The organism is Streptomyces sp. MS06, assembly GCF_047200655.1.
Classification (GTDB): domain Bacteria; phylum Actinomycetota; class Actinomycetes; order Streptomycetales; family Streptomycetaceae; genus Streptomyces.
In genome coordinates this window covers 74,638-86,064 of record NZ_JBJZOJ010000022.1, presented here as the reverse complement: position 1 = coordinate 86,064, position 11,427 = coordinate 74,638, and the positions used below count along the sequence as shown (strand labels likewise).

General features: G+C 73.4%; 10 protein-coding genes. 4 read left to right on the top strand and 6 right to left on the bottom strand.

Translation table 11 applies throughout. From position 1 onward, the window contains the following. Positions 1 to 12: 12 nt before the first annotated feature. From ACL02U_RS14595 to ACL02U_RS14585, 3 genes are read left to right on the top strand one after another with little or no spacing between them, the layout of a single operon-like run. Positions 13 to 279 (top strand): hypothetical protein, encoded by a 267-nt coding sequence (locus ACL02U_RS14595; RefSeq protein WP_412791225.1) that lies wholly within the window; start codon positions 13 to 15, stop codon positions 277 to 279. Then, on the top strand, positions 231 to 650 hold the full coding sequence (locus ACL02U_RS14590) for an IS66 family transposase (RefSeq protein WP_412791224.1): 420 nt from the start codon (positions 231 to 233) through the stop codon (positions 648 to 650). Before ACL02U_RS14595 ends, ACL02U_RS14590 begins: the two co-directional genes overlap by 49 nt. After that, positions 595 to 1,053 carry an IS66 family transposase gene (locus ACL02U_RS14585; RefSeq protein ID WP_412791243.1) on the top strand — a complete coding sequence of 153 codons (459 nt, stop codon included), beginning with the start codon at positions 595 to 597 and terminating at the stop codon, positions 1,051 to 1,053. Before ACL02U_RS14590 ends, ACL02U_RS14585 begins: the two co-directional genes overlap by 56 nt. A gap of 10 nt (positions 1,054 to 1,063) precedes the next feature. Here ACL02U_RS14585 and ACL02U_RS14580 read toward each other — a convergent pair whose 3' ends face one another. From ACL02U_RS14580 to ACL02U_RS14565, 4 genes are all read right to left on the bottom strand, one after another. Then, the gene (locus ACL02U_RS14580; RefSeq protein WP_412791223.1) at positions 1,064 to 1,402 is read right to left on the bottom strand and encodes a hypothetical protein; all 339 of its coding nucleotides are present in this window, start codon (positions 1,400 to 1,402) and stop codon (positions 1,064 to 1,066) included. Between the two features lie 171 nt (positions 1,403 to 1,573). Next, positions 1,574 to 3,436: an ABC transporter ATP-binding protein gene (locus ACL02U_RS14575; protein WP_412791222.1), complete on the bottom strand. Its 1,863-nt coding sequence runs from the start codon at positions 3,434 to 3,436 to the stop codon at positions 1,574 to 1,576. Continuing rightward, positions 3,433 to 5,352 carry an ABC transporter ATP-binding protein gene (locus tag ACL02U_RS14570; protein WP_412791221.1) on the bottom strand — a complete coding sequence of 640 codons (1,920 nt, stop codon included), beginning with the start codon at positions 5,350 to 5,352 and terminating at the stop codon, positions 3,433 to 3,435. The genes ACL02U_RS14575 and ACL02U_RS14570 overlap by 4 nt, the downstream gene beginning before the upstream one ends. 279 nt (positions 5,353 to 5,631) lie before the next feature. After that, a complete protein-coding gene (locus ACL02U_RS14565; protein ID WP_412791220.1) occupies positions 5,632 to 6,294 on the bottom strand; it encodes a type III effector protein in 663 nt (220 codons plus the stop codon). A gap of 126 nt (positions 6,295 to 6,420) precedes the next feature. On the opposite strand from ACL02U_RS14565, the gene ACL02U_RS14560 reads away from it, so the two are divergent. Further along, positions 6,421 to 6,852: an Hsp20/alpha crystallin family protein gene (locus ACL02U_RS14560; protein ID WP_412791219.1), complete on the top strand. Its 432-nt coding sequence runs from the start codon at positions 6,421 to 6,423 to the stop codon at positions 6,850 to 6,852. Between the two features lie 282 nt (positions 6,853 to 7,134). Here ACL02U_RS14560 and ACL02U_RS14555 read toward each other — a convergent pair whose 3' ends face one another. Both ACL02U_RS14555 and glgX read right to left on the bottom strand, forming a co-directional pair. Further along, positions 7,135 to 8,628: an amino acid permease gene (locus ACL02U_RS14555; protein WP_412791218.1), complete on the bottom strand. Its 1,494-nt coding sequence runs from the start codon at positions 8,626 to 8,628 to the stop codon at positions 7,135 to 7,137. A gap of 380 nt (positions 8,629 to 9,008) precedes the next feature. Further along, entirely contained in the window at positions 9,009 to 11,273 is a 2,265-nt protein-coding gene (gene glgX, locus ACL02U_RS14550) for a glycogen debranching protein GlgX (protein ID WP_412791217.1), read from the bottom strand. Positions 11,274 to 11,427: the final 154 nt, after the last annotated feature.

Genomic DNA, 11,427 nt, shown 5'->3' with positions numbered 1-11,427 from the left:
CCCCTGTCCACCGTGAAGATCACCGAGCATCGGGCCCACCGCTGCCGGTGCGCCTGCGGCACCATCACGGCCCAGCCGATGCCCGGGCAGGTCGCCGGGTCCCCGTCCTCCTACGGACCGAACCTGCGCGCGCTCGCCGTCTATCTGCTGGTGTTCCAGCACATCCCCGTGGAACGGACAGCGCTGCTGATCAAGGATGTGACCGGGGCGGAGGGGTCTCCACCGGCTGGGTGGCCTCCCTCCTCCCCGAGGCCGCCGGCCTGGTCGAAGACTCCCTGAACCTGATCCGGGCCCTGCTCATCCTGGGCCACGTCCTGCACGCGGACGAGACCACCACCCGCATCGGCTCCGTGCGGCGCTGGCTGCACGTGGCCTGTACCGACCTGCTCACCTTGCTTCATCTCGCCCCGCGCTCGCGCGCCGGGGCGGACGCGGGCGGCGTACTGCCGCACTACCGCGGCGTCCTGGTCCACGACTCGCTGTCCCTGTATGTGGGCTACCCGCACTGCACCCATCAGCTGTGCGGCGCCCATCTGATCCGTGAACTGACCGCCGCCGAGGAGGACTTCCCCCCACCAAAAGTGGCACCAGCAGATCTGGTGGGCCCTGGCTGGGCTGAACACCCAGGCGACGCGGGTCCGCGCCGGTGAGACCGGCGAGATCACCCCCGAGGCCCTGCTGCTGCACCTGGACGCTTTTCACCGGGGCATCACCGTCGGACTCGCCGAGCACCCCCGAGCGCCGGGCCGCAAGCAGTCCCCGGCCCGCAACCTGCTGGAACGCCTGCGGGATCAGGCCCACTCGATCCTGCGCTTCGCCGATGACCCCCGGCACGTGCCCTTCACCAACAACTACGGCGAGCGGGCGCTTCGGCCGGTCAAGACCCAGCTGAAGATCTCCGGCTGCCACCAGTCCGAGACCGGTGCGACGGCCTGGCTCGCCGTGCGCTCCTACCTCGACTCCGCCCGCAAACACGGACTGAGCGCCTTCGACGCCATCCACCGCGCCTTCACCGGCAACCTATGGATGCCCGCGATCGAACAAGCCGTCTGACCGGCACGTCTCACACACCGTCACCGATCAGCCGCATTCCTTCTGAATGCTTACTTACAAACAGCGCCGAATCCGGACCCCTTGGGTCATAGTCCGCCAGCAGCAGCCGGGCCAGCTCCAACCGGCTCTCGTACACGACCTGCCCGCCGGTCGTCGCCGACGCGTAATCCCCCAAGTGGTGCAGCATGCCATGGGCGGACCGCACCCGACGCCACGGTTGCGACTCGGCGAAGTCCGCCGCCCGAAGGCGCGCGAACGGGATATCGCACGTCGATCCGTCCACGTACCGGACCGACACCATGGGAACCCGATCCCGACTCCGCCCCTTGCCCGAACTCCGTACCGCCATGCCCCGGACCGTACGAAGGGAGCCGCCCAGTCCGAGTCGAAAGATCACAGACGGCCGACAATTGACCGCTACTGAACGTAACCAGTGCTCGTGATCACCCGAATCTGCTCGGATCCTGCTCATGGTCACGCGGGAATGCTCACGCGCTCGCGGATCCTAGAAGAAGACCCCCTAGACCAGGCTGTCCTGCCAGGCGCGGTGCAGATCCGAGAACCGTCCGCTGCCGGCGACCAGGTCGGCCGGTGCGCCGTCCTCGACCACGCGGCCGTGCTCCATCACCAGCACCCGGTCGGCGATCTCCACGGTCGACAGCCGGTGGGCGATCACCACGGCGGTGCGCCCGTGCAGCACCGTCGCCATGGCCCGCTGCACCGCCCGCTCCCCGGGGATGTCCAGCGAGCTGGTCGCCTCGTCCAGGATCAGCACCGCCGGATCGGCCAGCAGGGCCCGCGCGAACGCCACGAGCTGCCGCTGGCCGGCGGAGATGCGGCCGCCGCGCTTGCGGACGTCGGTGTCGTAGCCGTCGGGCAGCGCACTGATGAACTCGTGCGCGCCGATCGCCTTCGCGGCCCGCTCGATCTCCTCGCGGCTCGCGTCCGGACGGCCGATGGCGATGTTGTCGGCGACCGTGCCGGAGAACAGGAACGCCTCCTGCGTCACCATCACCACCCCGCGGCGCAGCTCGGGCACCGCCAGCTCGCGCAGGTCCACCCCGTCCAGCAGCACCCTGCCCTCGGACGGGTCGTAGAACCGGGCGAGCAGTTTGGCCAGGGTGGACTTGCCGGCGCCGGTGGAGCCGACGACCGCGACCGTCTGCCCGGCCGGAAGCCTGAGGTCGAAACGGGGCAGGACCTCGCCGCCGGTGCGGTACGCGAACCGCACGCCGTCGAACACGACCGCGCGGCCGGGGTGCTCGCCCTTCCGCGGCGGCAGCTCCCTCGGCCGCGCGGGCTCCGGCACGGACGGCGTCTGCGCGAGCAGCCCGGCGATCTTCTCCAGGGAGGCGGCGGCCGACTGGTAGGAGTTGAGGAACATGCCGAGCCGGTCGATGGGGTCGTACAGCCGGCGCAGGTACAGCACCGCGGCCGCCAGCACGCCGAGTTCCAGCGAGCCGGTCGCCACCCGGTAGGCGCCCCACAGCACGATGCCCGCGACGGCGGTGTTGGCGACCAGCCGGGAGCCGACCACGTAGCGGGCCATCTCCAGCAGGGTGTCGCCGTTGGTGCGTTCGTGCCGCCGGTTGAGCACCCGGAACTCGTCCTCGTTGGCGGCCTCCCGGCGGAAGGCGCGCACCGGCCGGATGCCGTTCATCGTCTCGACGAACTTCACGATGACCGCCGCGATCGCCGTGGACCGCGTCCGGTACACCTCGCCGGCGCGCCGCCGGTAGTTCCGCACCAGCAGGTACAGCGGTACGAAGGAGGCCACCGCGACCGCGCCGAGCCCCAGGTCCAGCCAGAGCAGCATCGCCGAGATGTAGACGAAGGACAGCACCACCGTCACCAGCTCCTGCAGGCCCTCGCTGAGCAGTTCCCGCAGCGACTCCACGTCGGTGGTGGAGCGGGAGATCAGCCGGCCCGAGGTGTAGCGCTCGTGGAAGTCGACGCTGAGCGCCTGCGCGTGCCGGAAGATGCGGCCGCGCAGGTCCAGCAGCACGTCCTGGTTGACCCGCGCGGAGGCGGTGAGGAACGCGTACTGCAGCGCGCCGGAGGAGGCGGCGCACAGCAGGTAGCCGACCGCCACCCCGACCAGCGGACCGTGGTCGTCGCGCCGGAAGGCCGGCACGGCGTGGTCGATGGCGTACGCCACCAGCAGCGGACCCGCCTGCACGGCCGCCTGCTGGAGCAGCAGCAGGAGCACCGTGACCGCGACCCGGGCCCGCATCGGCGCGAGCAGGGAGCGCAGCAGCGCTCCGGTCGCGCCCGGTGGAGTGGGCAGCACGTCCCGGTCGAAGGGATCGGTGCCGGTCGGGTCCGGCGCGCGCGGGAGGTCCTCGTCGTCGGCGGTGGGGGCGGACGTCGCGGCAGCCGTCATCGGCCGTCCTCCTCGTGGCTCTCGCAGTCCTCGTGGTCCTGGTGCCGGGTCGCTCGGTCCGGGTGGTCCCGCTGCTCCTCGCGGCCGTCGTGACCGGACATCAGCCGGGCGTACTCGGCGTTGCCGCGGAGCAGTTCGTGGTGGGTGCCGACCGCGGCGATACGGCCGCCGGACAGCAGCGCCACCCGGTCGGCGAGCAGCACCGTCGACGGGCGGTGCGCCACGATCAGCGCGGTGGTGTCGGCGAGCACCTCGCGCAGCGCCGCCTCCACGGCGGCCTCGGTGTGCACGTCCAGCGCGGACAGCGGGTCGTCCAGGACCAGGAACCGCGGGCGGCCGACGACCGCGCGGGCCAGCGCCAGCCGCTGCCGCTGCCCGCCGGACAGGCTCAGGCCCTGCTCACCGACCTGGGTCCCGGTGCCCTGCGGGAGGGCGTGCACGAACTCGGCCTGCGCGACGCCCAGCGCACGGTGCAGTGCGGCGTCGCCCGCGCCGTCCCCGGCGCCCATCAGGACGTTGTCGCCGACGCTGGCCGAGAAGAGCGTCGGCTCCTCGAAGGCGACCGCGACCCGGGCCCGCAGCTCCTCGCGGGGCATCGCGGTGATGTCCTCGCCGTCCAGCGTGATCCGGCCCCCGGTGACCTCGTGGAGCCGCGGGACGAGCGTGGTCAGGGTCGTCTTGCCGCTGCCGGTCGCGCCCACCAGGGCCATGGACTCGCCCGGCCGGATGTGCAGGTCGACGTGGTCCAGGAGGGGGGCGGAGTCGGGGGCCGCGTCGGGGTAGCGGAAGCGGACGCCGTGGAACCGCAGTCCGCGGCCGTCCGGAGCGTCCTCGGGCCGCGGTGCCCCCCGCACCACGTCAACGTCGCCCACGTCGCCCGCGCCGTTCGCGCCGGCGGGGACGGACGCGCCGGCCGCCGACTCGGGCTCGGCGTCCATCACCTCGAAGTACCGGTCCGTCGCCGTCGCCGCCTCCTGGCTCATCGCCAGCAGGAAGCCGATGGACTCCACCGGCCACCGCAGCGCGAGCGCCGTCGACAGGAAGGCCACCAGCGTGCCCGCGGACAGCTCGCCGTCGGCCACCTGCACCGCCCCCACCACCAGCGCCGCGCCGACGGCCAACTCCGGCAGCGTCACGATGACCGCCCAGATCGTCGCGAGCAGTCTCGCCTTGCGCAGTTCCGTGCCGCGCAGCGTGCCCGACAGTTCGTGGAAGGCCCGGGCCTGGCTGCGGTGCCGGCCGAAGCCCTTGATGATCCGGACGCCGAGGACGCTCTCCTCGACGACCGTGGTCAGATCGCCGACCTGGTCCTGCGCCAGCCGCGCCACCTGCGAGTACCGCTTCTCGAAGACGACGCACATGACCACGACGGGCAGCGCCGGACCGAGGATCACCAGTCCGAGTGACCAGTCCTGCAGCAGCATGATGATCACACCGACGATGATGGTGACGCCGTTGACCAGCAGGAACGTCAGGGGGAAGGCGAGGAACATCCGCAGCAGCATCAGGTCCGTGGTGCCCCGGGAGAGCAGTTGGCCGGACGCCCAGCGGTCGTGGAAGGCCACCGGCAGCCGCTGCAGGTGCCGGTACAGGTCCGCCCGCATCTCCGCCTCGACGTGCGAGAGCGGCCGCGCGACCAGCCACCGGCGGAACCCGAACAGCAGCGCCTCCGCGATCCCCAGCAGCAGCAGGCACAGGGCGCCCAGCCACACCCCCGCCGGGTCCCGGTCGGCGACCGGGCCGTCCACCATCCACTTCAGCACGAGCGGGATCACCAGTCCCGTGCAGGAGGCGGCGATCGCGACGACCGCCGCGGAGGAGAGCCGCAGTCGCACCGGCCGCACGTAGGGCCACAGGCGCAGCAGCGCTCGGACCGCCGAGCGGTTCTCGGGCGAGGGGGTGCGTGTCGTCTGCATCAGGAGTGAGCCTACGGTTCGCCACTGACATCGCCCACCGAGTTTTGGCCCGATCGGGCTCCGCCGCTGGTCCTACGACCTGCGTCTTCCGGCGATCGCACGCGGATGCGGCGGGCCGTTCGCCGGCCGTGTCGGCGGGAGGCCCGCGCGGGGCCGCCCCGGAACGGCCCGTCCCGCCGCCGCGGTTCGCCTGCGCTCCCGACCCGCGCCGTGCGGCACCGGCCACGGGAGAGGCGCCGTTCCGCGGCCTCGCTCGCCCGAACCGACAGGTCGCGGTGGCTACGGCTGTCCGGGCCGGGGGGTGGTGAGGGTGTCGAGCCGGGCGGTGAGGTCGGGGTGGGCGGTGGCGAGGTGGGGGCGGGTGGCGGTCAGGGGGGCTATGAGGGCGGCGGGGTCGTCGTGGGCCAGGGCGGCGTGGAGCTCGTCGAGACTGCGGCGGGCCTCGGCGGGCAGGTCGGTGAGGGCGGTGATCTGGCCGGCGAGGCGGCGCAGGTCGGCGGCGTTGTGGCGGGCCCTGGTGGAGGTGGTGCGTTCGGCGGCGCGGGCCTGCCGGGTGGCCTGGACCCGTTGCTCGCCGGTGGTTCCGGCCGGTCCGGGGCGGCCCCGGAGGTAGCGGCGTTCGGCGGCCTGGCGGCTGGCGACGCCGAGGGGGTGGGCGAGGTCGGCCCAACTGGCGCCGGCGTCGCGGGCGGTCTCGATCAGGCCGGTCTCCCATCCGGCGAGTTGCTCGCGGACCCGCCGGAGCATCAGGAGGGAGGCCAGGGCCTGTTCCGGGCCCGGCGCGGGAACGTCACGGGGTGCGGGAACTTCACGGCCGTCCTCGTGCCGGGCGGTGCGCAGGGCGTCGTCGATGGCGCCGAGGGCGGCCGCGGCGGCCAGGAACGACGCCGGGCCGTGGGTTTCGGGGCCGGGTGCGGACGGCCGGTCGGGCGGAGTGGTCACGGCGAACTCCCGGAAGTTGTCATCGTTCGGACGACACCTAGTTTGTCATCCATTGGATGACATGGTACAACGGTGTCAGCGAGGCGCATTGGCAGTAACTGCCCGAACCTCTGGAGGTGTTTCACGATGTTGATGCGCACTGACCCCTTCCGTGAGCTGGACCGCCTGGCGCAGCAGCTGATGGGCCCGGGTACGTGGTCGCGGCCGTCGCCGGTGCCGATGGACGCCTACCGCGAGGGCGACCAGTACGTGGTGGCCTTCGACCTTCCCGGTGTCACCGCGGACGCCATCGACATCGACGTCGAACGGAACATGCTCACCGTCAAGGCCGAGCGCCGGCCGCTGGCGAAGGCCGACGACGTGCAGATGGAGCTGTCCGAGCGGCCGCTGGGTGTCTTCTCCCGGCAGATCGTGCTCGCCGACACCCTCGACACCGAGCGCATCCAGGCCGACTACGACGCGGGCGTGCTCACCCTGCGCATCCCGATCGCCGAGCGCGCCAAGCCCCGCAAGGTCACCATCGGCGGTGGCTCCGGCCGCAAGGAGATCTCCGGCTGACCCCCTGAGGAGCCGGGCCGGCGGGCGTGAAGGACGGGGCTGCCCAACTCCCCCTCCCACTCCGTCCTTCGCCTCCCGCCGGCCCGGCACCGGACAGCGGGGGCGCCTGGCGACGCCGCCGCGGGCCGAACTCACGACCCGCATCCTCCGACAGCTCCCCACCGGGTACGCCCTGCTCTTCGGCCGACCCGAGCCCACCCGGCCGCATGAGCAGGACCGCGCCCCGGCCGGCACCGGGAAGGCCGCACACGCGGTGACACGCGAGCCCCGGTGGTGCCGCGCTCAGACGCTGCGCTCGCCGGTCCCCTGCCCGCCGGTCCCCTGCCCGCCGGGCCCGTGCGCGGCGGTTGCGTGTCCGTCGGGCTCGGGCTCCCGCCCACCGGGCTCGTGCTCGGCGCGGGTCTCCACGTCCTCGATCCCGGTGGGCCGCCCCGCGCGCGCCCAGCGCGCGTACAGTCCACCCGCCACCAGCAGCGTGGCGAGCAGGGACAGCACCGGCCAGCCGCGCAGCAGGTTGACCCCCAGGGTGAAGGCGACGGCGGCAGCGGCGAGACCGTTCACCCAGGCCGGCAGGGCACGGCCGGCGGCGGCCGCGAAGCGGGCCATCGCCACCAGGCCGACCAGGAAGCTGACGAACACGGCGACCGCGTAGAACAGCACCAGCCGCTGCTCCTGGGCCGCGGCGGCCACGATGGTCAGCGCGGCGGCGGCCAGGTAGACCACGACCGACCAGTAGGGCGTGTGGTGCCGGTTGGTACGGCCGAGCACCGGCGGCAGCACGCCCGGCGCCCGCATGGTCCCGGCCAGCGCCTTCAGCAGCCCCGGTCCGGCCTGGAAGGACGAGCTGGCCGCGGCGAGCAGCAGCAGCGAACTGGTCAGCTGGAACGCTCCGTACAGCCAGCCCGGGCCGGCCGCCGTGTGCGCGATGTCGGCGATCTGGGTGGAGTCGGCCCCCGGCACCCCGATGTGCAGGCGCACCGCCAGCACGGTCAGCGCAAGGGTCAGCCCGCCGACGATCACCACCAGCAGGGCGAGGGTGCCCCGCCCGAAGCGGCGGCGCTGGGTGTCGTCGAGCTGGCCCAGCTGGGCGATGGCCGTGGACGGCGCCTCGATCCCGGTGGCCAGTGCCATCGCGACCGGGAAGGCGAGCACCACGGCGATCACCGCGCCGTGGCCCGGGGCGACGCTCGCGGGAGCGCTGCCGACCGCGTGCGGGGCGGCGAAGCCCAGCACCAGCACGGCCACCGAGGCGGCGACGAACAGTACGGTCATCACCGCGAACAGCAGCCGCCCGCCGTGCCCGAACCAGGTCAGCCCGGCCACCACCAGCAGCAGCACCAGGGCCAGCGGCACCCGGGCCGGCGCCAGGGCCGGCAGCAGCGCGATGACGGCGCTGGACGCGGCCGAGACGGAGATCCCGATGGTCAGCACGAAGTCGACCACGAGCGCGCCTATCGGCAGGAAGGTCCAGCGCGGTCCGAACGCCCGGCCCGCGGCCGCGGCCGCGCCGCCGCCCTGCGGGAAGCGGCGCACCAGCTGCCAGTAGTTGGCGGTGACCACCACGACCAGCCCGACCACCAGCGACATGGTCGGTATCAACAGCGCGAGGTCGCCGTGCAGGGCGCGCAGCGCAGCCTCGATGGCGTAGGCGACGGAGGAGACCGGATCGGCGATGACCGCGAACGCGAAGGCGAAGAACAGCACGGCCCGGCGGGGCGTGCGGGAGCCGCCGGACGCGGGTGCGGCGGCAGGACGGACCTGCGCGGAGGTCGTCATGGGAGGCCTCTCAGGGGCGAAGGGGCGCGTACGCGACGCGCCGCGACGGTGTTCTCTTCGCCGACCAGGCTTCCCGGCACACCAGTCACGACACTACGTCAGCCACCGACCCGGCAACGTCAAGGAACCGTCAAATCGGGCCGGGCCGCGACCGCCCGGGCAGCCGCCCCGCACTGGAACCCGGAGCAGGAAGGAGCCGCCGAACCGGGAGCCGTGACGGGCAGCCGCACGACGGACCGCGCAGAGCGGGCGGCCCTCCGAACCGGCACCCCTCCGAGCCGGAGCCGCCCGACCCGGAAAGCCGCCCGAGCCGGAGCCGCCCGAGCCGGAAGGCCTCCGGAACGGGGACGGTGGTCCGGGCGGGCGGCCCGCCCGGACCGTCACACGCCGGTCACCCGCAGCAGCAGCACCGTCCGACCCGGGACCGTGATCGCCGCACCGGCCGGGTGCTCCACCTCCGGTACCCGTGCCTGCTCCTCCCGCCCGGTGTCCACGACGACCTCGTACCGCTCCGCCCACGGCGGCCCCGGCAGGACGAACTCCACCGCGCTCTCCCCGGCGTGCAGGACGGCCAGGAAGCTGTCGTCGACGACGGCCTCGCCCCGCTCGTCCCGGCCGGGGATGTCGCGGCCGGAGAGGTACATGCCCAGGGTGGCCGCGGGCGCGTACCAGTCGCCCTCCGTCATCTCCGTGCCGCGCGCGGTGAACCAGGCGAGGTCCCGCAGCCCGTCCGCGGAGTGCGCCCGCCCGGAGAAGAACGCCCGACGGCGCAGCACCGGGTGGGCGTGCCGCAGCGAGATCAGCCGGCAGACCAGGTCGAAGAGGGCCCGCCAGCCCGGATCGGCCAGCAGGCTCCAGTCGACCCAGCCGACCTCGTTGTCCTGGCAGTACGCGTTGTTGTTGCCGTGCTGGGTGCGGCCCAGCTCGTCACCGGCGACCAGCATCGGCACGCCGGTGGACAGCAGCAGCGTGGTCAGCAGGTTCCGCAGTTGCCGCCGCCGCAGCGCGCGCACGCCCTCGTCGCCGGTCTCACCCTCCGCCCCGTGGTTGGCGGACCGGTTGTCGTCGGTGCCGTCCCGGTTGCCCTCGCCGTTGGCCTCGTTGTGCTTGCGCTCGTACGACACCAGGTCGCGCAGGGTGAAACCGTCGTGCGCGGTGACGAAGTTGACCGAGGCGTACGGGCGGCGGCCGCCCCAGGCGTACAGGTCGCTGGAGCCCGACAGCCGGTAGCCCATCTCCCGTACGTCCGGGAGCGCGTGCCGCCAGAAGTCCCGCACCGCGTCCCGGTAGCGGTCGTTCCACTCCGTCCACAGCGGGGGGAAGGCCCCCACCTGGTAGCCGCCCGCGCCGACGTCCCACGGCTCGGCGATCAGCTTCACCCGCCGCAGCACCGGATCCTGCGCGATCACCGCGAGGAACGGCGACAGCATGTCGACGTCGTGCATCGAACGGGCCAGCGCGGCGGCGAGGTCGAAGCGGAATCCGTCCACGCCCATCTCGGTCACCCAGTAGCGTAGCGAGTCGGTGATCAGGCGCAGCACCTGCGGCCGCACCAGGTGCAGGGTGTTGCCGCAGCCGGTGTAGTCCGCGTAGCGCCGGGCGTCGGGCCGGAGCCGGTAGTAGCCGCGGTTGTCGATGCCCTTCAGCGAGAGCGTGGGCCCGAACTCGCCCGCCTCCGCGGTGTGGTTGTAGACGACGTCGAGGATCACCTCGATGCCGGCCGCGTGCAGGGCGCGCACCATCCGCTTGAACTCGCCGACCTGCTGACCGGTGGTGCCGGTGGCGGCGTACCCGGCGTGCGGGGCGAAGTAGCCGACGGAGTTGTAGCCCCAGTAGTTGCGCAGTCCCCGCCGGAGCAGGTGGTCCTCGTGCGCGAACTGGTGCACCGGAAGCAGCTCCACCGCGGTGACGCCCAGCCGCACCAGGTGCGCGATCGCGGCCGGGTGCGCCAGCCCGGCGTACGTGCCGCGCAGCTCCTCGGGGATGTCCGGGTGCCGCCGGGTGAAGCCGCGCACGTGCAGCTCGTAGATCACCGAGTCGGCCCACGGCGTCTTCGGACGCCGGTCGTCCGCCCAGTCGTCGTCATCGTGGACCACGACGCCCTTGGGGACGTACGGGGCGGAGTCGCGGTCGTCGCGGACGGTGTCCGCGAGGTGCTGGTCCGGCCAGTCGCGGACGTGCCCGTACACCTCCGGGGCCAGGCCGCAGGCCGCGTACTCGCCGTCCACGGCCCGCGCGTACGGGTCCAGCAGCAGCTTCGCCGGGTTCCAGCGGCTCCCGGTCCAGGGATCCCAGCGGCCGTGCACCCGGTACCCGTACCGGCGGCCGGGCAGCACGCCCGGAACGAAGCCGTGCCAGATCTCGTGGGTCAGCTCGGCGAGGTGCAGCCGCTGCTCGCCGCCGCCCCGACCGTCGTCGAACAGGCACAACTCGACGGCCTCCGCGCCGCCCGCCCACAGGGCGAAGTTGGTGCCCGCCACCCCGTCCGGTCCGACCCGGAACCGGGCCCCCAGCGGTGTGGACGACCCCGGCCGCACGGGCCCGCCCGACGCCCCCCGCCGTACCGCGTTCACGACGACGGCCGGGTGCGGATCCCCGGCGGCGGGCCCGTCGGCCACCGCCTCCTGCTCGGCTGCGCTGGACACCTGACTCAGCCCCTCCGGTCGGCTCGCGGCACGGTGCACCGGCCGCCGCGGCGTCCCGGCCGCGGCACCCTGGCGCGTCGTCCTCCCACAGTTCTGCCCAGAGGGCGGCTCGCACTCACGTTGCCCCGCGGCTGCCCCACTCGTTGGACACCTA